The organism is Hymenobacter segetis, from assembly GCF_038448715.1.
Lineage (GTDB): Bacteria > Bacteroidota > Bacteroidia > Cytophagales > Hymenobacteraceae > Hymenobacter > Hymenobacter segetis.
The window spans coordinates 16,437-37,554 of the sequence record NZ_JBCEVZ010000009.1; the positions used below are offsets into that span (position 1 = coordinate 16,437).

At 59.8% G+C, this 21,118-nt stretch carries 18 protein-coding genes and 1 tRNA gene; 14 read left to right on the forward strand and 5 right to left on the reverse strand.

Annotated elements, in window-relative coordinates:
• Positions 1-104 precede the first annotated feature (104 nt).
• From tsaD to AAFH49_RS05690, 5 genes are all read left to right on the forward strand, one after another.
• Positions 105-1,118: a tRNA (adenosine(37)-N6)-threonylcarbamoyltransferase complex transferase subunit TsaD gene (tsaD, locus tag AAFH49_RS05670; RefSeq protein WP_342296534.1), complete on the forward strand. Its 1,014-nt coding sequence runs from the start codon at positions 105-107 to the stop codon at positions 1,116-1,118.
• A 102-nt stretch (positions 1,119-1,220) separates the two neighbouring features.
• Positions 1,221-1,679, forward strand: a complete 459-nt coding sequence (smpB, locus tag AAFH49_RS05675; RefSeq protein ID WP_342296535.1) for an SsrA-binding protein SmpB — start codon at positions 1,221-1,223, stop codon at positions 1,677-1,679.
• A gap of 138 nt (positions 1,680-1,817) precedes the next feature.
• Entirely contained in the window at positions 1,818-2,609 is a 792-nt protein-coding gene (locus AAFH49_RS05680) for a C40 family peptidase (RefSeq protein WP_342296536.1), read from the forward strand.
• Positions 2,610-2,840: 231 nt separating this feature from the next.
• Positions 2,841-3,332 (forward strand): HNH endonuclease, encoded by a 492-nt coding sequence (locus AAFH49_RS05685; RefSeq protein WP_342296537.1) that lies wholly within the window; start codon positions 2,841-2,843, stop codon positions 3,330-3,332.
• A gap of 61 nt (positions 3,333-3,393) precedes the next feature.
• Complete coding sequence (locus tag AAFH49_RS05690; protein ID WP_342296538.1) at positions 3,394-4,461, forward strand: fatty acid desaturase family protein; 1,068 nt, start codon at positions 3,394-3,396, stop codon at positions 4,459-4,461.
• 98 nt (positions 4,462-4,559) lie between these two features.
• On the opposite strand, the gene AAFH49_RS05695 is transcribed toward AAFH49_RS05690, so the two are convergent.
• Positions 4,560-5,396: an alpha/beta fold hydrolase gene (locus AAFH49_RS05695; protein ID WP_342296539.1), complete on the reverse strand. Its 837-nt coding sequence runs from the start codon at positions 5,394-5,396 to the stop codon at positions 4,560-4,562.
• A gap of 226 nt (positions 5,397-5,622) precedes the next feature.
• Between AAFH49_RS05695 and AAFH49_RS05700 the strand changes: the two genes are divergently transcribed.
• The 6 genes from AAFH49_RS05700 (at position 5,623) to AAFH49_RS05725 (ending at position 15,039) form a co-directional block, all read left to right on the forward strand.
• Positions 5,623-6,156 (forward strand): hypothetical protein, encoded by a 534-nt coding sequence (locus AAFH49_RS05700; RefSeq protein ID WP_342296540.1) that lies wholly within the window; start codon positions 5,623-5,625, stop codon positions 6,154-6,156.
• 163 nt (positions 6,157-6,319) lie between these two features.
• Positions 6,320-8,449: a 30S ribosomal protein S1 gene (gene rpsA, locus AAFH49_RS05705; RefSeq protein WP_342296541.1), complete on the forward strand. Its 2,130-nt coding sequence runs from the start codon at positions 6,320-6,322 to the stop codon at positions 8,447-8,449.
• 117 nt (positions 8,450-8,566) lie between these two features.
• A tRNA-Cys gene (locus AAFH49_RS05710) sits at positions 8,567-8,637 on the forward strand.
• Positions 8,638-8,807: 170 nt separating this feature from the next.
• Positions 8,808-11,444 (forward strand): cyanophycin synthetase, encoded by a 2,637-nt coding sequence (cphA, locus tag AAFH49_RS05715; RefSeq protein WP_342296542.1) that lies wholly within the window; start codon positions 8,808-8,810, stop codon positions 11,442-11,444.
• 104 nt (positions 11,445-11,548) lie between these two features.
• Positions 11,549-13,279 (forward strand): T9SS type A sorting domain-containing protein, encoded by a 1,731-nt coding sequence (locus tag AAFH49_RS05720; RefSeq protein WP_342296543.1) that lies wholly within the window; start codon positions 11,549-11,551, stop codon positions 13,277-13,279.
• Positions 13,280-13,314: 35 nt separating this feature from the next.
• Entirely contained in the window at positions 13,315-15,039 is a 1,725-nt protein-coding gene (locus tag AAFH49_RS05725) for a T9SS type A sorting domain-containing protein (protein WP_342296544.1), read from the forward strand.
• Positions 15,040-15,113: 74 nt separating this feature from the next.
• Here AAFH49_RS05725 and AAFH49_RS05730 read toward each other — a convergent pair whose 3' ends face one another.
• The gene (locus tag AAFH49_RS05730; protein WP_342296545.1) at positions 15,114-16,064 is read right to left on the reverse strand and encodes a hypothetical protein; all 951 of its coding nucleotides are present in this window, start codon (positions 16,062-16,064) and stop codon (positions 15,114-15,116) included.
• Positions 16,065-16,189: 125 nt separating this feature from the next.
• Here AAFH49_RS05730 and AAFH49_RS05735 point away from each other — a divergent pair, with 125 nt between their 5' ends.
• Positions 16,190-16,798 (forward strand): methyltransferase domain-containing protein, encoded by a 609-nt coding sequence (locus AAFH49_RS05735; RefSeq protein ID WP_342296546.1) that lies wholly within the window; start codon positions 16,190-16,192, stop codon positions 16,796-16,798.
• A gap of 6 nt (positions 16,799-16,804) precedes the next feature.
• Complete coding sequence (gene kdsA / locus AAFH49_RS05740; RefSeq protein WP_342296547.1) at positions 16,805-17,662, forward strand: 3-deoxy-8-phosphooctulonate synthase; 858 nt, start codon at positions 16,805-16,807, stop codon at positions 17,660-17,662.
• Positions 17,663-17,730: 68 nt separating this feature from the next.
• Here kdsA and AAFH49_RS05745 read toward each other — a convergent pair whose 3' ends face one another.
• Positions 17,731-18,510, reverse strand: a complete 780-nt coding sequence (locus AAFH49_RS05745; protein ID WP_342296548.1) for an O-methyltransferase — start codon at positions 18,508-18,510, stop codon at positions 17,731-17,733.
• A gap of 70 nt (positions 18,511-18,580) precedes the next feature.
• Positions 18,581-18,967: a Co2+/Mg2+ efflux protein ApaG gene (apaG, locus tag AAFH49_RS05750; protein WP_198067932.1), complete on the reverse strand. Its 387-nt coding sequence runs from the start codon at positions 18,965-18,967 to the stop codon at positions 18,581-18,583.
• A gap of 115 nt (positions 18,968-19,082) precedes the next feature.
• Between apaG and AAFH49_RS05755 the strand changes: the two genes are divergently transcribed.
• Entirely contained in the window at positions 19,083-19,745 is a 663-nt protein-coding gene (locus AAFH49_RS05755; RefSeq protein WP_342296549.1) for a uracil-DNA glycosylase, read from the forward strand.
• A 212-nt stretch (positions 19,746-19,957) separates the two neighbouring features.
• Here AAFH49_RS05755 and lepB read toward each other — a convergent pair whose 3' ends face one another.
• Positions 19,958-21,109, reverse strand: a complete 1,152-nt coding sequence (gene lepB / locus AAFH49_RS05760) for a signal peptidase I (RefSeq protein WP_342296550.1) — start codon at positions 21,107-21,109, stop codon at positions 19,958-19,960.
• Between the last annotated feature and the right edge of the window lie 9 nt (positions 21,110-21,118).

The window sequence follows — 21,118 nt, forward strand, 5'->3', positions numbered from 1 at the left end:
CGGCCGAACTTTGCCGGCGCAATACCCCAAGCCGGCTCTCCGAAGCGGTTGGTTTTTTGCCGCGCCGTGCTCGTTTTCGCCATTAGCTACTCCGAATTTAATCCATGCTCGCTCATCCCATCATCCTCGCCATCGAGTCGTCATGCGACGACACCGGCGCGGCCGTCCTGGCCGGCGGCCAGCTGCTGAGTAACGTCGTGGCCACCCAGAAAGTCCACGAGCAGTACGGCGGCGTGGTGCCCGAGCTGGCCTCGCGCGCCCACCAGCAGCATCTGCTGCCCGTCGTCACGGCCGCCCTCCGTGAAGCCGGCATCACCAAAGCCGACCTCGACGCCGTGGCAGTCACCCAGGGGCCCGGCCTGCTCGGCTCCTTATTAGTAGGCGGCATGTTTGCCAAGACCCTGGCGCTGGCGTTGGACAAGCCGCTGCTGGCCGTGAACCACATGCGCGCCCATATCCTGGCCCATTTCCTGCGTGACCCCAAGCCCGAATTTCCCTTCCTCTGCCTCACCGTGAGCGGCGGTCACACGCAGTTGGTGGTGGTGACCTCGGCCCTGGAAATGGACGTCATTGGCCAAACCATCGACGACGCTGCGGGCGAAGCTTTTGATAAAACCGCCAAGCTGCTCGGCCTGCCGTACCCCGGCGGCCCGCACCTCGATAAGCTGGCCCGCCAGGGCAACCCGCTGCGTTTCGCCTTCCCGGTAGGGGCCATGCCCGGCTACGATTTCTCCTTCAGCGGCCTGAAAACCTCGGTGATGTATTTCCTGAAAAAGGAAGTGGCGGCCAACCCCGATTTCGTGGCCGAAAACCTCCCCGACCTCTGCGCCAGCATTCAGCACACCATTGTGGCCACGCTGCTGCGCCAGCTCCGCCGCGCCGCCGCCGATACTGGCCTGACCCAGGTGGCCCTGGCCGGCGGCGTGGCCGCCAACTCCGGCCTGCGCACCGCCCTGGAGGCCGAAGCGGTGGCGCAAGGCTGGCAGGTGTTCATCCCGGACTTCGCCTTTTGCACCGATAACGCCGCTATGGTGGCCATGACCGCGCATTTCCAGTTCGAAGCCGGTGATTTTGCCACCCAGCTCAGCAGCCCCAACCCGCGCCTGAAGCTCACGTAGGCGTAGCTTCGCGCCCCGTTCGCGGCGATGTAGCACTGGCTTCAGCTTGTGCCCGCCAGAGCAAAGCACCGGCTAAAGCAGGTGCTACAACCCATTACCATCATGGCCAAAGACGATAAACCTGTCATCATCAACATCAAAAACCGCCGCGCCAGCCACGAATACACCTTTCTGGCCAAGTATGACGCGGGCGTGATGTTGCAAGGCACCGAAATAAAAAGCATCCGCGAAGGCAACGTAAACCTTACCGATGGCTACTGCACCTTCGACCACAAAGGCGACCTCTGGATTCACAGCATCCGCATCGCGCCTTATTCCTTAGGTACTTACAACAACCACGACGCCATGCGCGCCCGCAAGCTCCTGCTCAACAAGCGCGAGCTGAAGCAGCTGGCTGGCAAGAGCGTCGACCAGGGCCTCACCATCATCCCCCTGCGCCTGTTCGTGACGGACCGCGGCTTCGCCAAAATCGAAATCGCCCTTGCCCAAGGCAAAAAGCTCTACGACAAGCGCAACGACCTGAAGGAAAAAGCCCAGAAGCGCGACATGGAACGCTTTTAAGCGAGTGACTGAGCGGCAGAGTGACTGAGTGAAAAGAGGGCGTATGTATAATGTCCTGCCTTTCTTTGCATCAAATCACTCAGTTGCTCTGGCACTCAGTCGCTCATTACTCAGTCACTCCCTCACCCCGTCACTCCTTTGAATCCCGGCATCTGCGCGCTTAGCGCCGTCCCCGTCCGCGCCGAGCCCAACGACCGGGCCGAGCTCGTCACCCAGCTGCTTTTCGGCGAGTGCTACCACATTCTGGTGAAGCAGGAAAGCTGGCTGCAAGTCCAGCTCGCGGCCGACGACTACGTGGGCTGGATTGATTTCAAGCAGCACACGCCCGTTTCGCCCGAGTACTACGCCGCCTGGCGTGCCCAGGACCACCCTCGTGCCCTCGACGTGGTGCAGGCCGTGAGCGACGCCACCACCAAAATCCCGCTCACGCTGGGCTGCCGGCTGCCATTTTTCGATGGCATGAACGTGCGCATCGGCGAGCGCAACTACTTCTACAACGGCACCGCCACCAACCCCACCGCCGCCCCCGATGCCGCCCGCCAGGCCCTGCTGCTGCGCAAAGTGGGCCTGCTCCACCTGAAAGCGCCCTACGTGTGGGGCGGCAAAAGCATCTTCGGCCTCGACTGCTCTGGCCTCTGCCAGCAGCTCTACGGCCTAGTCGGCATCCAGCTCCCGCGCGATGCCCGCCAACAAATCGACCACGGCCGCCCCGTGCACTTCGTAGCCCAGGCCAAATTCGGCGACCTCGCCTTCTTTGACAACGCCGAAGGCCGCATCGTGCACGTCGGCATGGTGATGGACGAAGGCCAGATTCTGCACGCCCACGGCGAAGTCCGCCTCGACCCGCTCGACCACAACGGCATCTACAACCGCGACCGGCAAAAGTATTCGCACAAACTGCGCTTGATAAAGCGCCTGCTACCGGAGTAGGAGGGAGGAAATTAAGAGTAAGAAGAACGTCATGCAGAGCGCAGCGAAGCATCTTGCCCGCCACCAGTAAACCTTCGATTGGATTACTAGTGGCAGACAAGATGCTTCGCTGCGCTCTGCATGACGTTCTTGCTTCGTCCCTGATTCCCCGCTGAACTTAACCCCAACACGCTTGTTTATCTGGTCGGAAACCGCTAGCTTTCGGCGGGTTATCCGAAACCCAACGCGTGTATGGACCAAAAAGTGTTAGTGCTGAATGGCGACTATACCGCCATCACCCTGTGCAGCGTGCAAAAGGCGTTTGTGCTCCTGTTTCTCGACAAAGCCGAGATGGTAGCCAAGTCCGACGGCACCCTTCGAACGATTTCGCAGGCCTACCCCAAGCCAAGCATCATCCGCTTGCAGCGCTACGTGCGCGTGCCCTACAAAGGCATTGCCCTGAGCCGCCACAACATCTTCAAGCGCGACCATTTCGAGTGCCAATACTGCGGCTCGACTAAAAATCTCACGCTCGACCACGTCGTGCCCCGCTCCCGGGGCGGAGAATCTTCGTGGACCAACCTGCTCACGGCCTGCGCCCGCTGCAACCACGCCAAAGGCCACCACACACCCAATGAAGCGGGTTTAATCATCCGGCAGCAGCCCAAAAAGCCGACCCTGGCGGGTTTCCTGCGCCTCTCGGCGGGCACCATCGACCAGAACTGGCACGCGTATCTAAACTAAGTTCGGCCGTGCCGCGTTGGAGCGAAGTACATTTGTACTTCATCTTCCCCAATTCGTGCCCATGGCCTTACCCAAATTCGCCGCAACTCGTTCATTTCACACCGAGTTGAAAACCCGGATAAATCAATACTTTGAAGAATCCGGCCGGCCAATGACGGGTAATGCCAGTCTCTTGTTCAAAGCAATATTTCTGGTTGGCCTGATGGTGGCACTCTACGTCCACCTCGTATTCTTCACGCCCGCCACCGGCTGGGCTCTGCTAGAATGCGCCCTGCTTGGCTGCGTCATCGCCGCCATCGGCTTCAATGTAATGCACGACGGTGCCCACGGCAGCTTCTCACGCTTCCCGTGGATGAACAAGCTGGCCGCTTACACGCTCGGCGTGCTCGGTGGCAGCCCCTACATGTGGAACTCCAAGCACAACCTCATCCACCACACCTACACCAACATCGAGGGACACGACGACGACATCAACATCCAGCCCTGGATGCGCATGACGCCCGACCAGCCCAAGCACCCGCTGCACAAGTACCAGCACTTCTACTTCTGGGCGCTCTACTGCATGCTCTACACGTCCTGGATTTTCGCCATGGACTACCAGAAGTATTTCTCCCGCCAAATCGGCGCCATCGGCCTCAAGCCCATGAACACCGGCGAGCACGTCAGTTTCTGGGGCTTTAAAGTGCTGAACCTCTTGCTCTACGTGGCCCTGCCCATCTACATGGTTGGCTTCCTGCCGTGGTTCGCCGGCTTCATGCTGAGCACCGCCGTAGCCGGCCTCGTCCTGAGCATGGTGTTCCAGTTGGCCCACACCGTGGAAGATGCCGCCTTTCCAGTGCCGTGCCCCACTACCCACAAGCTCGAAGACGAGTGGGCCATCCACCAAGTACGCACCACGGCGAACTTCGCTACCGATAACAAATTGGTTAGCTGGTTGGTAGGCGGCCTCAACTTCCAGATAGAGCACCATCTGTTCCCGAAAATCTCGCACGTACACTACCCCGCCATCAGCAAAATCGTGCAACAGGTATGCATCGAGTTCGATGTGACGTACAACAACTACGCCCGTACCCGCACCGCCATTGCCTCGCACGTCGGCTTCCTCCGCCAGATGGGCCGCGCCGCGTAGAGACGCATATTAGCGTCTCGTCGTTGAACGATAACAGAAGTATGAAAAAGGCCCCGACGCAATTGCATCGGGGCCTTTTTCATGCTTCTGAAAGCCGTTTACTTGCCAATAAATGCCAGCAAGTCAGCAGTCAGCTTATCCTTCTCGGTGAAGAACAAGCCATGCGGCGCGCCTTCGTACACCTTCAGCTCAGCGCCAGCTACCATTTTGGCGGTGCGTTCGCCGCTTACCGGGAACGGCACCGTCTGGTCCTTATCACCGTGAATCACGAGCGTAGGCACGGTTATCTTTTTCAAATCATCGCGGAAGTCCGTGCCTGAGAACGAGGTCACGCAGTCGTCCGTGGCGTTAGGTGCGGCTAGTGTGGTCACTGTCTGGTTCCAGTTCAGCACCGCCTGGCTCACGGGGTGACTGATGAGGCTCTGGCCGTAGAAGTCCTTGGCAAAGCCTTCCAAGAAGGCAAACCGGTCTTTGGCAATGCCCTCGTGCATACCGTCGAATACTTTCTGCGGTACGCCGTCGGGGTTGTCACCGGTTTGCAGCATGTAGGGCGTCACGGCGCTCACAAATACCGCCTTAGCCACCCGCGCCTGTCCGTAGTTGCCGATGTAGCGGGCAATTTCGCCGCCACCCATCGAGAAGCCCACCAGCGTCACGCCGGTCAGGTCGAGTTCGGTCAGCAGCGCGTTCAGGTCCGAGGCCAGCGTGTCGTAGTCATAGCCGCCCCAAGGACGCGACGAGCGGCCGAAACCGCGCCGGTCGTAGGCAATCACACGCTTGCCGGCCTTGGCCAGCGCCACCGCCTGATGCTCCCACATGGTATGGTCGAGCGGCCATCCGTGGATGAGCACTACCGGCGCGCCCTGGCCCCAGTCTTCGTAAAAAATCTGGACCGGATGCCCGGCTGCGTCGTTGCCTGCTTTGATATGAGCCATTTGTGAAAGGAGTTTTAGATGAATTGATACATCCTCCTTACGGGCGGGGCACAGTGAGAGGTTTTGCGGCCTTGTGCTAAGATTGTGGGTTATTGCAATAAACTGTGCAGGTCACAACGACTTTACCATACCTGTTCCGTCATACAAAAAATCTGATATGAAAGGGATAATATTCAAAACTTGCTGCTTTTGCTTGATGGTCACAGGATGTGCCCAGCCTTCTCCAGTGCTTAAGCATGCTATAGCATTGGGAGGAAATGTGAGCTTCTCAATTCCATCTGAATGGGCAAATCACCAGATAATTCACGGATGGACTTCTGATTGCAGCGGATGCTCCTATAGCGAAGCAAGTGACTATTTTGGAGAAGATTCTTTGGTGCAAATACATATAACTCCTCCCGAGAGAAACTTTTGTATCGTTGGCTCAGAAATCCAACCAGGGAGCTTCAATCGTTCCATTGCCTTTAAGCCAGATGTGAAGGCAGAATCTCAGGTCTTAAAACAGAAAAACCCTTCTGCTACAGATGAGGAAATAGTTGTCTCACTGGAAAACAAAACAATAGAAATCAGCTACAAAGGGAAGACGGATGAAAAAGGCCCTGTGTACTATTGTAAATCAATCAGCTATTTCGGGCCTAACCGTAAAGTGCGGGTTTTCTTTAAAGGCAAAGACAGCCGGGAATTCAGAGAAACGGTAGCTGCTGTGCGCAATAGCATCCAAATCAAGTCAGCCTTTCTGAATGAGGAGATTGGCAAGTAAAGAACCTGCCTTTAGCATTCGGAAAACCACCTGAAAACCCGTACCTTTGCGGCCCCGCCAGGGTGGCGGGCCTTGCTGCACAACGGCAAGGTGTTCAATAAGAACCGCGAATTGGCCCGGGTACCGGCCTTCTCGTTTATCTAAGAGGTACCCAAAAGCTATTATGGCAGAATTGATTGATGATTTTGATTGGGACAACGTTGGAGCCACTGGCTTCGGCGGTAACTATTCTTCGGACCAGCGTGCTGAGATGGAGAAAATGTACGGCGACACGCTGACGACCGTACAGGAGGAAGAAGTAGTGAAGGGTACCGTAGTTGGCATCACCGACCGCGACGTAATCCTGAACATCGGCTTCAAATCCGATGGCCTTGTGTCCATCACCGAATTCCGCGACCTGCCCGACCTGAAAATCGGTGACGAGGTTGAGGTGTTCATCGAAGACCAGGAAGACATCAACGGCCAGCTCATCCTGAGCCGTAAGAAAGCTAAAATCAAGCAGGCCTGGAAGGCCATTTACGATGCCCTCGAGCTGGATACCATCCTCGAAGGTGTAGTGAAGCGTCGTACCAAAGGCGGCCTCATCATGGAGCTCGACGGCGTGGAAGCCTTCCTGCCCGGCTCGCAAATCGACGTGAAGCCCATCCGCGACTTCGACATTTATGTTGGCCGTCGTATGGAAGTGAAAGTTGTGAAAATCAACTCCGCTTTCGACAACGTGGTGGTTTCGCACAAAGTACTCATCGAGAAAGACCTCGAGAAGCAGCGTGAGGCTATCCTGAACAACCTTGAGAAAGGTCAGATTCTGGAAGGCAACATCAAGAACATGACCAATTTCGGCGTGTTCATCGACCTCGGCGGTGTCGACGGTCTGCTGCACATCACGGACATCTCGTGGGGCCGCATCGCTCACCCGAGCGAAGTGCTGACCCTGGACCAGAAACTGAACATCGTGGTTCTGGACTTCGACGAAGCCAAGAAGCGTATCAGCCTCGGTCTGAAGCAGCTGACGCCCCACCCGTGGGATTCGCTGCCGGCCGACCTGCAGCCGGGTTCGAAAGTATCGGGTCGCATCGTGAACGTGGCCGACTACGGCGCTTTCATGGAAGTGGTACCCGGTGTGGAAGGCCTCATCCACGTTTCGGAAATGAGCTGGAGCCAGCACCTGCGCAACCCGCAGGACTTCATCAAGCAGGGCGACACGGTAGAAGCGCAGATTCTGACGCTCGACCGCGAAGACCGCAAGATGAGCCTTGGCATCAAGCAACTGACCGAAGACCCGTGGACTCGTGGCGATTTCGCCGACAAGTACGCCGTGGGCACCAAGCACAGCGGCCTCGTGCGCAACCTGACCAACTTCGGCCTGTTCGTTGAGCTGGAAGAGGGTGTAGACGGCCTCGTGCACGTATCGGACCTGAGCTGGACCAAGAAAATCAAGCACCCATCGGAAATGGTGAAGGTGGGCGACAAGCTGGACGTTGTTGTGTTGGAGCTGGACCTCGGCGCTCGCCGCCTGGCCTTGGGCCACAAGCAGCTGGAAGAAAACCCCTGGGATACCTTCCAGACGGTGTTCACCCCCGGCTCGGTTCACAAGGCTACCATCACCGAGAAGTCGGAGCGTGGCGCGGTACTCGAATTGCCTTACGGCATCGAGGGCTTCGCTTACCCCAAATCGCTGGTGAAGGAAGATGGCTCGAACGCTGAAAACGGTGAGTCGCTCGACTTCCGCGTAACGGAGTTCTCGAAGGATGACCGCCGCATCGTGCTCTCGCACACGGCTGTATTCAACAAGGAAGCCGCCGCTGAAGACGACAGCCGCAACAACAAGTTCAAGAAGAAAACCAACGCGAAAGCTGGCGAACCCCAGGGCGAAGGCAAAATCAGCGACTTGAAGAAGACGGAAGAGAAGTCGACCCTCGGCGACCTCGACGCTCTGAGCGCCCTGCGCGACCAGATGATGGGCAACGAGCGCAAGGCTGGTGAGCAGAAGCTCGCCGCCGCTGCCAAGGCTCCTAAGGCCGAAGCCGCTCCGAAAGCTGAGAAAGCCGAAGCTCCCGCCGCCGAAGCTGCTCCCGCGGCTGAAGAAGGTGGTCTGCTGGCCAGCATCAGCGGTGCTGCTGCTGCTGCTATCGACACCGTGAAGCACGCTGCTTCCGACGCTGTTGATGCCGTGACGCACTCGGAGGCTTTCCACAAAGCTTCGGAAGTAGCCGGTGACCTGGTGGACAAGGCCAAAGGCCTGGTTGCCGGTGACGACGCTGCCGACAAAAAAGACGACGAAGCCAAAGCCTAACCGCCTAGCTTAGTTGCAGAAAGGAGCCCCGGCATTCGTGCCGGGGCTTTTTTTGTGCCGAAACCTTGCTCAGCCCAAACTGGCTGCCTACCTTTGCGCTCCCAAAAGACCACTACTGGTGACGTGACCGAGTGGCTAGGTAGAGGTCTGCAAAACCTCCTACGGCGGTTCGAATCCGCCCGTCACCTCTGATTATTGTTGCGAAAAAGCCCCATTTGCCACCCGGCCGATGGGGCTTTTTTCGTGCCCGGCGCGGCGCGCGGCGGGTTTTGGGCACATTATGCCTACATTTCGTAGCCAAGCTGGGCCATTGGCCGTACTTGCGCCTGAACCCCGTCTCTTACCACCCCATCCCCTTATGAAGATTGTTGACCTCCGCACCATGCGCGGGCCGAGCTATTGGTCTGTTAAACATCACAAACTCATTGTTGCCAAAGTTGATTTGCAGGAGTTTGCCGGCCAGTGGTCGAATGCCGTGCCGGGCTTTGCCGGGCGGTTGATGAAGCTGTTTCCGAATATCGGGACCGTGCAGCCGGGCGGCATGAGCGGCAAGCAGGCCGCCAAGCACCAGCCCCTGACCCTGGAGGCCCTGAATGACGGTGAGCCGCTGGGCTACGTCATCCAGCACGTGGCGCTGGAACTGCAGCGGCAGGCCGCCATGCCCGTGTATTGGGGCAAGAGCTACCCGGCGCACGAGGAAGGGGTGGAGTACGTGGTGTTTGCCTACCAGGAGGAGCGCGCTGGCCGCCGCGCCGCTGAGGCCGCCGTGGAAATCGTGGAAGCCGTGTGCAAGAAGGAAAAGGTGGATTTGAAACCCATTATCACCGAGCTGCACGAAATTCGGGAGGATGAATTTTTTGGGCCAAGTACCTACAGCATCGTGGCTGAGGCGGCTTCGCGCAACATTCCTTACATCCAACTCAAGAATTCCAGTATTATCCAGTTGGGCTATGGGGTAAATCAGAAACGCATTTGGGCCACTACGACCAGCCTGACTTCGCATGCGGGCGTGGAAGTGGCTGGCAATAAGAACCGCACCAAGGCCATGCTCAACGATGCGGGCGTGCCCGTGCCGCGCGGTACCACGGTGTACTCCGAGGCTGGTCTGCGCGATGCCATTGATGAACTGGGCTTCCCCATCGTGACCAAGCCGCTGGACGGCAACCACGGCAAGGGCGCCACCATCCGCATCATGAACTGGAAGGATGCCGCCGAAGGCCTGAAAGCCGCGCAAGTGTACTCGCGGGCGGTTATTGTGGAGCAGTTCATCGAAGGCTTCGATTTCCGCCTGTTGGTGGTGAACGGCAAGCTCATTGCCGCTGCCAAGCGCACGCCGGCCGCCGTGACGGGCAACGGTAAAAGCACCATTCAGCAGCTCATTGATGAGGTGAACAAGGACCCGCGCCGGGGGATTGGCCACGAAAAGGTGCTCACCAGCATCAAGGCCGACAAGCACACGCTGGATATCCTCAAGGCCCGCAAGCTGAGTCTGAAGTCAGTACTGCCGGCCGGCGAGGAAATATACCTGAAAAGCACGGCCAACATCAGCACCGGCGGCACCGCCACCGACGTGACCGACCAGATGCACCCTTATAATGTGCTGCTGGCTGAGCGCGTGGCCGGCATCGTGGGTCTGGACATCTGCGGAATTGACTTGATGGCCACGGATATCGCCGTGCCGCTGAATGAAAGCCGGGGTGCCGTGATTGAGGTGAATGCCGCGCCGGGCTTCCGGATGCACATTTCGCCCGCTGAGGGCCTGCCGCGCAACGTGGCCGCCCCGGTGGTGGACATGTTGTTTCCGCGTGGCAGCACGGCCCGCATTCCGATTATCGCCGTGACCGGCACCAACGGCAAAACCACCACCACGCGCCTCATCGCGCATCTGGTGGCCAGCAAGGGCTACAAAGTGGGCTTCACCACTACCGACGGCATCTACATCCAGGGTGTGCAGCTGCAAAAGGGCGACTGCACCGGCGGCCAAAGCGCCGAGTTCGTGCTGAAAGACCCGACGGTGAACTACGCCGTGCTCGAAACGGCCCGCGGCGGCATGCTGCGCTCGGGCCTAGGCTTTCATAACTGCGATATCGCGGTGGTAACCAACGTAGCGGCCGACCACCTCGGCATGCGTGACATCTACACGGTGGAGGAAATGGCGGCTGTGAAGGGCGTGCTGCCCCGCACGGTGCGCAAAAACGGCTGGGCCGTCCTCAATGCCGACGACGACCTGGTGTATGCCATGGCCCGCACCGTGGATTGCCGCGTGGCCCTGTTCAGCATGGATGAAAAGAACCCGCGCATTCTGGAGCACGTGGAGGCCGGCGGCGTGGCGGCCGTGTACGAGGAAGGCTATGTCACGATTTACCGCAATAGCTACAAGCTGCGTATCGACCGGGCCGCCGAGTTTCCGGTGACGTTTGAGGGGCGGGCGGGCTTCAACATTGAAAACTGCCTGGCGGCGGCGCTGGCCGGCTACCTGGCGGGCTTTGAGAGCGACGACATCAAAACCGCGCTGCGCACCTTCGTGCCCTCGGCCACGAAAACGCCGGGCCGCATGAACGTCTACAAATTCCCCAAGTTCGACGTGGTGGTAGACTACGCCCACAACACGGCGGGCATCACCAAATTTGCGGAGTTCATGGAGGCCACGCCGGCCACCCGCAAAATCGGCATCGTATCGGGCCTGGGCGACCGCCGCGACGAAGACACGCTGGGCTTCGCCCGCATCGCCGGCCGCATCTTCGATGAAGTCATCCTGCGCCAGGACCGCGACCTGCGCGGCAAGTCGAAGGAGTTCCTCAAGGAAATCATGGAGCGCGGCCTGCGCCTCGACAAGCCCGACCTGAAAATCACCTACATCGAAAAGGAGCCCGACGCCATCGACCACGTTCTGAAAACGGCCCCGCAAGGCGCGGTTATCACCATGTTCGCGGAGAACATCGCGGCCACCATCGCCAAGCTGGACGAGTTCGAGAAGACGAGCACGGTGGGGTAGGAGCGAGGCTATTACCCATTGAAAAGTAGGGTGCGGGGACTTATTCCCGCACCCTATTTTTGTATCATCCCATAACCAGCGCGTTGCGCTACTTCCTTTCCTCTATGCTAAACATTTCCTCTTCCCCATTTCCTGCCGCATTGGTTCGCACCCTGCTGGCCATTTTCCTGCTCGCCTTGCGCCTCCCGGCGGCGGCTCAGGCCCCGGCCTGGCAGTCGGCGCAGGCCGTAGCTGCGGCCACAACGGTGGCCACCGGTAATGGCTCGCAGGTTACGGCAACGGCGGTTGATGCGGCGGGCAACGTATTCCTGACCGGGACTTTCTTCAGCACGGTGGTGCTGGGTGGCACCACGCTGACTAGCCTCGGAGGCTCTGACGTGTTCGTGGCCAAGTTCAACCCGGCCACTAACCAGTTCGTGTGGGCACAACGGGCCGGCGGCACGGATGACGACGGAGCCAACACCCTGGCCTTGAGTGGTGCCAGCGTGTATATAGCCGGGTCTTTTCGTAGCCCCACAGCGGGCTTTGGTACCACCACCCTGACCACTGTGGTCGCTGCCAACGTGTTCGTAGCCAAGCTCACCGACGCGGGCAGCACGGGCAGCTTTGTCTGGGCGCAACGGGCTGGAGGTACGGGCACTGCTTCAGCCTATGCACTGGCCGTGAGCGACACCAGCGTGTACGTGGCGGGATTTTTCATCAGCCCCACGGCGGGCTTTGGTGCCATCACCCTGACCAATGCGGGCCCTAATGGCTCTTCCGACGTGTTCGTGGCCAAGCTCAGCGACGCGGGCCCCACGGGCAGCTTCGCCTGGGTGCAGCAGGCCGGCGGCACGGACTACGACGAAGCCACCGCGCTGGCCGTGAGCGGCACTAGTGTGTACGTGACTGGGTCTTTCATGAGCCCCACGGTGAGCTTTGGTTCCACCACCCTGACCACTGCGGGTGGTCGAGATGTGTTCGTGGCCAAGCTCATGGATGCGGGCCCAACGAGCAGCTTCGCCTGGGCGCAGCGGGCCGGCGGCACGGGGGGCGACTATGCCAATGCACTTGCCGTAAGCGGCACCAGTGTGTACGTGGCCGGCAGTTTTTCCAGCCCCACGGCGGGCTTTGGCCCCGCCACCCTGACCAATACGGGCGCTAATACGGGCGCTTCGGACGTGTACGTGGCCAAGCTTACCGACGCGGGCAGCACGGGCAGCTTCATCTGGGCACAGCAGGCCGGCGGCACAGGCACCGAAACAGCCCGCACGTTGGCCGTGAGCGGCACTAGCGTGTACGTGGCGGGGGATTTTCTGAGTTCCACGGCGGGCTTCGGCCCCGCTACCGTGACCAATATGGGGCTTTCTGACGTGTTCGTGGCCAAGCTCACCGACGCAGGCCTCACGGGCAGCTTCGCCTGGGCGCAGCGGGCCGGCGGCACGGGCTACGATAGAGCCCAAACACTGGTCGTGAGCGGCACCAGCGTGTATATAGCTGGGTACTTTCAGAGCCTCACAGCTGACTTTAGCACTATCACCCTGACCAACCCGAACACCAACACCCCTCTCGGCTTCCTGGCCACCCTCACCGACCCCACCATTACGGCCACGGCCGCCAGCCGCGCCCTGGCCCCGGCGCAGCTCTTCCCCAACCCCGCCCACCACACGGCCAGCCTGCGCCTGCCCGCTGGCACCGCTCCCGCGCCCCTCACCCTCACAGATGCCTTGGGCCGGGCCGTGCGCCGCTACCCCGTCCCGGCCGGCCCCGAGGCCGCCCTCGACCTGCAAGGCCTGCCCGCCGGCCTCTACCTGCTGCGCGGTGCTGGCCCCGCCCAGCGCCTGGCGGTGGAGTAGGTCCTTGTTTTTGCTAACCCCCTTTTCCTTTCCTGATGAATTTTTTTTCCTCTTTTTTTTTCGTGGGCCTGCTGGTCCTGCTCCTCCTCGCCTTGCACATGCCGGCGGCGGCCCAGGTCCCTGCTTGGCAATCGGCACGGGCCGTCGCAGCGGCCACAGCGGCAGCAGCCAATAACTACTCGGAAGTGAGGGCCACGGCCGTTGATGCGGCGGGCAACGTGTACCTGACCGGAATTTTTAGTAATACGGTGGTGCTGGGCGGCACCACGCTCACGAGCCTCGGAAGCTATGACGTGTTCGTAGCCAAGTTTAACCCGGTCAGCAACCAGTTCGTGTGGGCGCAACGGGCCGGCGGCACAAGCTACGAATATGCTACCGCCCTGGCTGTGGATGGCAGCAGTGTGTACGTGGCGGGGTATTTCGGTAGCTCCACGGCGGGCTTTGGACTCACCACCCTGACCAATGCGGGCTTTGATGACGTATTCGTAGCCAAGCTCACGGATGGGGGCAGCACAGGCAGCTTTGTCTGGGCGCAGCGGGCAGGCGGTCCGAGCAACGATGATGCCAACGCGCTGGCCGTGAGCGGTACCAGTGTGTACGTGGCCGGAGCTTTTGGTAGCTCCACGTTGGGCTTTGGCCCCACCACCTTAACCAATATAGGTGGTACTTCAGGCGCTTATGATGTGTTCGTGGCCAAGCTGACCGATGCGGGCAGCACGGGCAGCTTCGTGTGGGCGCAACGGGCCGGCGGCACGGACTATGACGGTGCCAGCGCGCTGGCCGTGAGTGGCACCAGCGTGTACGTGGCCGGTGAGTTTGGCAGCGCTACGGCAGGCTTTGGTGCAACCACTCTGGCCAATGTGGGCACTACTGTGGGCAATTCTGACATATTCGTGGCCAAGCTGACCGATGCGGGCAGCACGGGCAGCTTCGCGTGGGCGCAACGGGCCGGCGGCACAGACTATGACGGCGTCGGCGCGCTGGCCGTGAGCGGTACCAGCGTGTACGTAGCCGGTGGTTTTCGGAGCCCCATTGCGAGCTTTGGCACCACTGCCCTGACCAATACAGGGGCCTATGATGCATACGTGGCCCGGCTCACCGATACGGGTAGTATGGGCAGCTTCAACTGGGCGCAGCGGGCCGGCGGCACAGGCTACGAATTTGCCAAAGCACTGGCCGTGAACGGCAGCAGCGTGTACATGGTGGGCTATTTCAGAAGCCCCACGGCAGACTTTGGCCCCACCATGCTGACCAATACCAATACGGTCTCTTCCGACGTGTTCGTATCCAAGCTCACTGACGTAGGTAATGCAGGCAACTTCGTGTGGGCACAGCGGGCCGGCGGTGCGGACTATGACGAAGCCAATGCCTTGGCTGTGAGTGGCACCAGCGTGTATGTGGCGGGTTTTGTCCAGAGTCTCACAGCGAGCTTCGGCTCCATCACCCTTCCCAAACCGAGCTCCAACAATGCCCTCGGCTTCTTGGCCACCCTCACCGACCCCACCCTCACGGCCACCGCCGCCGCCCGCACCCTAACCCCCGAGCAGCTCTTCCCCAACCCCGCCCACGGCACGGCCACCCTGCGCCTGCCCGCCGGCACCGCGCCCGCGCCCCTCACCCTCACCGACGCGCTGGGCCGGGCCGTGCGCCGCTACCCCGCCCCGGACGGCCCCGAGGCCGCCCTCGACCTGCAAGGGCTGCCCGCCGGCCTCTACCTGCTGCGTGGTGCCGGCCCGGTCCAGCGCTTGGCGGTAGAATAGGGGAGTATTATCTACATAAAAAAAGCCGCTCCCAAGAGCGGCTTTTTTTATGTAATGCGAACTAAACGTTCAGGCTATTTCAGCGTGAAGGTCGTTTTGCCCATCAGCTGGCCGCTTTCGTAGAGCTCCACCGTGTGCAGGCCCTTCTTGTATTCGGCACCTTTGGCGTACACGAATTCCAGTTTCTGCTTGGTGTTGTCGTACACCACATCCTGCTTCTGGGTGTAGAACGCCTCCTGGCCATCCACGGTGAAGGTGCCGCCGCCGGTGCTCAGGTTGTAGAGGGCCGCACCATCGGGCTCCAGGATGCGCAGGTAAATGGCTTTGGTTTCCTTCGGCGACACGTCGTTGCGGGCCAGGTTGGCGGTGATTTTGATTTTCTCCACGCGCTTGGCTTTGAATTCTTCCTTGTCGTCGTCCTTCTCCTTGTTTTTGGAGGTGATGATGGCGACATGGATGTTATCGGCCTGCAGGCGCGAGGCTACCGATACTTTCTCCGACAGCTCTTTGTTGCTGCGCACCACCGTGCTGATGGTATCAGACAGCTTGTTCTGCTTCTCTTTCAGCGTGGTGGTTTCGGTGTAAAGCGACTCGTTGTCCTTTTTTAGCTGGGCAATGTCGTCATCCTTCTTGCGGAGCTGGCCTTCCAGGTTCTGGGCGCGCTGCTTGAACAGGTTTTGCTGGGCGATGGAGAAGCTGCCGGCCTTGAAGGAGCGCAGTTTCAGCAGGTCAGCATTCACGCCGGCGATTTTAGCTTCGAGCGAATCGTTGCTCAGGCCCAGGGCTTGCAGCTCCTGGCTTTGGCGCTCAAAATCAGCCTTTAGGGCTTCGTACTGCTTGATTTGCTCCTGGAGCTTGCTGTCCTTTGCCTTCACTTCGGTGGTCAGCACTTCGTTCTGCTGGCCTTTCTGCTGGTTGAGGTAAAACAGAACGCCGTTGATACCCAGGAGTACCAGCACGAGGGCTACCCAGAGGAGGACGCGGCTGTTATTGGAGCGGGGTTCGGGGGTTTCGTTCGGGTCCATGCGGGAATAGTTAAGCGAGAGAAGCGGGAAAAAAATCAAGGTTCGTGCCGCTGTGCGCCGCGTACCTTTGGCGTAAAAATAGGGGACTTTATTGCCCTGGCAAGTTTATTCTATACTTCGGCCCTATGGAAACGGTTTCTGCGAACTTCGATGCGGCCTACTGGCAAGCACGTTACGCCACCGGCCGCGATGGGTGGGATGCCCACACCATCACCCCGCCGTTGCGCGCCTATTTCGACCAGCTCGATGTGGCCGCGCAGCCGCGCATCCTCATCCCCGGGGCCGGCCGCGCCTACGAAGCCGAGTACCTGCACCAGCTGGGTTTCCGGCAGGTGTTCGTGGCCGATATCGCCCCGGAAGCCCTCGCCGCGCTGGCCACCCGCGTACCCGATTTCCCCCGGGAACACCTGCTGCTGGCCGACTTCTTTGCCCTGCCCAACGACCCCGCCTACGATTTAATTGTGGAGCAGACGTTTTTCTGTGCACTGAACCCAGCGCTGCGCCCGGCGTATGCCCGGCAGTGCGCCAACCTGCTGCGCCCCGGCGGCACGCTCATGGGCCTCCTGTTTGATACTGATTTCGGCCCGGTGCAGGAGCCGCCATTTGGCGGCAGCCGGGAGGAATACCGCGCCTATTTCGCCCCGTATTTTGAGTTTCGGCATTTCGAAACCGCTACCAATTCGCTCAAGCCCCGGCAGGGGCGGGAGCTGTTTATTTGTTTGAAAAAGAAATAATATCCCATGCTCCAAGCCCTCGCCAACACCCTCCCGCACTTCCGCCACACCAATTCTGGCCAGTTTTTCCTCATGGCCGGCCCCTGCGTCATCGAAGGTGAGGACATGGCCCTGCGCATCGCCGAGCGCATCAAGCACATGACGGATAAGCTGCAGATTCCCTTCATCTTCAAGGGCTCGTACCGCAAGGCCAACCGCTCGCGGCTGGACTCCTTCACCGGCATCGGCGACGAAACGGCGTTGCGCATTCTGCAAAAAGTGGGGCGCGAAATCGGAGTGCCCACGGTGACGGACATCCACGAATCGACCGAAGCCGCGCTGGCCGCCGAGTACGTCGACGTGCTGCAAATCCCGGCCTTCCTGTGCCGACAGACCGATTTGCTGGTGGCCGCCGCCCAGACCGGTAAGGTCGTCAACATCAAAAAAGGCCAGTTCCTAAGCGGGGAGGCCATGAAATGGGCCGTGGACAAGGTGCGCCAGGCCGGCAACCCCAACGTCATTCTCACCGAGCGCGGCAACTCCTTCGGCTACTCCGAGCTGGTGGTCGACTTTCGCAACCTGCCCACCATGCGCCACTTCGAAGTGCCCGTGGTGATGGACGTGACGCACTCGCTGCAACAGCCCAACCAGGCCAGCGGCGTGACCGGCGGCCAGCCCGCCCTCATCGAAACCATTGCCAAAGCTGCTATTGCCGTGGGTGCCGATGGCTTGTTCATCGAAACCCATCCCACGCCCGCCACGGCACTATCCGACGGGGCCAACATGCTGCCGCTCGACCAGCTCGAAGCCTTACTGATAAAGCTGACGCGCGTGCGCCAAGCTATTCAGGACCGCGGCGAAGTGGAACTGAACCAACTGCCGTAGCCTGTAGCACCTGCTTTAGCTTGTGCACCGTCGGGCGGTCCCGGCACAAGCTAAAGCAGGTGTTACAATCACACCCGTAACGAGAAATACTGCTTGGGTTGATTCTTCCGAAAGAAAACCAGCCCGATATAAAAAAGGTCGACCGTCACCGTCACATCGGGATGGATTTTGATGGCCTCCCAGGCTCGTTCCATTTCTTCCGACCAGTGGATGTCGTCAAAAACAAACACTGATTCGTCGGTGCGGTGGGCTAAGCACAGCTCGAAGTAGCGCAGCGTCGGCTCGTAGCGGTGGTTGCCATCGAAAAAAGCAAAGTCGACTGGGGCAGGCAGGGCCGCCAGGGCAGGAGCGAGCGTATCGTCAATATTGCCCTCCACGATGTTCACATTGCCGAGTTTTAGCGCAGCAAAAGTTTCACGGGCCACGCTGGCCACGTTCGGGCAACCCTCGAAGGTAGTGACTTGGTGGCGCGAGTCGGCCGCGGCCAGATAGGCCGTGGTGAGTCCCAGGGAAGTACCCAGCTCCAGAATAGTGGCCGGCCGGAAATAATTGACCAGTCGAAACAGCAGTTGCGCCAGATGCGGCGGCTTGGCGGCCGTGCGGGCAATATCGGCCACGCGGCGCTGCTGGCCCGCGCCGGTGTGCGAACCGGCCCCCAAATCAGTAACGCTGATGCTGGCCGGGCTGCTGAGCAGCTGCTGCCGCCGCGCTTCAACGGCCGCGTAGGCCCCATAGCGGCCCGTGTGCCGGACAGCCGAAGTATAGAGGCCGAACACGAACGGCGAGTGCAGCCCGTGGGCATTGCCCGAACGAAGCCAGAAGCGGAGGTAAGCGAGGAGTTGAAACAAGAAGCGGACGGACAATGCGAACCGCAAAGGTCGCACTGCCGTCCGCTTTTTAAGAATGGGAGAAAGCTCGTTAATTCAACCGATACGGCACCATGAGCGTGAACTCGGGGATTTCTACCGTGAATTCCTGGCCGTTGGCCAAGCGCTCCATGAGATATGTGCCGCACATTTTGCCCACTCCGGATTTCAGGTTGCAGCCGCTGACGTACTGGTGGGCCTCACCGGGCTCCAGCACGGGCTGGCGGCCTACCACGCCTTCGCCCTCTACTTCGCGCACCACGCCGTTGGCGTCGTGAATGTGCCAGTGACGGCGCAATAGCTTCACGGTGAACTCGCTGTTGTTGCGAATGTCGATTTTATAGGCGAATACGAAATGCTCCTGGCCAGGGCTGGAGTAGTCGGGCAAGTAATTGGTCGTAACCGAAACGGTGACGCCTTGCGTAGTGGTGGTGGGCATAGTCGGCGGAGCTAAGAGGTAGCTGCGGGCGTAACAGCCGCCCGCCATAATTGGTTTTACGCAAATTTGGCTCCAGAACGCTGCACAAATCCCGTTTATTTTCTCAAAAACTTCAATGGTAAAGATAGCCGAAAGCTGGCGGCCCGTGTTGGCCGACGAGTTCGAAAAACCTTATTTCCAACGCCTCATCGCATTTGTGAAAGGCGAATACGCCACCGCCACAGTATATCCGGCGGGCTCCCAGATTTTCCACGCCTTCGAGGCCACGCCGTTTGATAAGGTCAAGGTCGTGATTTTGGGCCAGGACCCGTACCACGGGAAAAATCAGGCGCACGGCCTGTCGTTTTCGGTGCAGGACGGGCAGCGCACGCCGCCCTCACTCGTCAATATTTTCAAGGAATTGCAAGCCGATATTCCCGGCACGCCTCCCCCCACCAACGGCAACCTCGACCGCTGGGCCGAGCAGGGCGTACTACTCCTGAACGCCACCCTCACGGTGCGCGCCACCGAGCCCGCCTCCCATCAGAAAAAAGGCTGGGAGGAATTTACCGATGAGGTTATCCGCAAGGTTTCCAATGAGAAAAAGCACGTCGTATTCATCCTCTGGGGCGCTTACGCGGGCAAGAAATCAGAGCTGATTGATGAGCGTAAGCACCTGATTATAAAATCGGTGCATCCATCGCCATACGCGGCGGATAAGGGCTTCTTCGGTAGCAAGCCTTTCAGCAAAGCCAACGTCTGGCTAGTGGAACATGGGATGACGCCGGTGAAGTGGTAAACTGTCCCGCCGGTCATTGCGAGTGGAGCGCAGCGGAACGCGGCAATCCGTCCTCTCTCAGTGACCAGCCTTAAGATGTGACAAGGTCTTTTTAAAAACCAGAAAGCCCCGGTACTGCAAAGTGCCGGGGCTTTCTGATAAAAGAGCGTGTCTGGTTTTGAGAGGAAGGATTGCCGCGTTCCGCTGCGTTCCACTCGCAATGACAAGCAAGCTTAATGGATGATATTAAACAAGCGGCTCCAGCGGATTTTGTGCCAGAAGTCGGCGTTGGGGTCGGTGGAGAGCCAGATGAGGACGGCTTTGCCGACGACGTGGTCTTCGGGCACGAAGCCCCAGAAGCGCGAATCCTCCGAGTTGTGGCGGTTGTCGCCCATCATCATGTAGTAGTTCTGCTTCACGGTGTAGCTGGTCAGCATCTTGCCGTTCTGGTAAATCATGCCGTCCTGCCAGGTTACGCCTTCGTTGTGCTCGTAACGGGCCACGATTTTGTAATAGATGGCGGCGTTGGCGGGGGAAAGGGCAATGGTCTGGCCTTTTTTGGGGATGGGCAGCGGGCCGTAGTTGTCGAGGTTCCAGTTGCGCGGGGTGGCGCTCATGACCGTCGAACCGTGGAAATCGGCCACGTCGGGGAACAACTGCACCTGCGGCTGGAGCACCGTCATGGCCTTCACGTAAGGCTGCTTTTTGAAGTAATCGGCCGCCGCCTGGGTGCAGCTGATGGTGTAGCCGTAAGTGCCCTGCGTGGGACCGGGCACGGCCTGCGGCAGGCCGCCGGGGGCTTCGTAATCAACTACACCCTGGCTGCGCAGAGCGGCCAGTACCTCATCATTCGGGTTATCAACCTGCATGAAATAAGTGGTTTGCAGGCCGGGAGGCGTCACGCCGGGCTTCCCGTTGAGGAACACCTGGCCTTCTTTGATTTCGAGGGTATCGCCGGCCACGGCCACGCAGCGCTTGATGTAGTTGGTGCGCAGGTCGGCGGGGTATTGCGTTTCGTGGGGCACGTGGAAAACCACCACGTCATTGCGCTTGATTTCGGAGAAGCCCGGGAGCCGGTAGGTGGGCAGCTGGATGAGGTCGGAGTAGCTTTTCAGGCCCGTACCCCAAAGGGTTTGGTGCGTGAGGGGCACCTGCAAGGGCGTTTGGGGTGTGATGGGGCCATAGTGCAACTTGCTCACAAACAGGTAGTCGCCCACCAGTAGCGACGACTCCATGCTGGGTGAGGGAATGGTGTACGCCTCAAACGTGGCCCAGCGGATGAGCGTGGCGGCCACGATGGCAAAAATCAGCGAATCGGCCCATTCGCGGGTTTTCGTTTTGGGCGGCTGGGGCGGGGCAGTGGGGTCGGTTTTGAGCAAGGACATGGGGGAGCA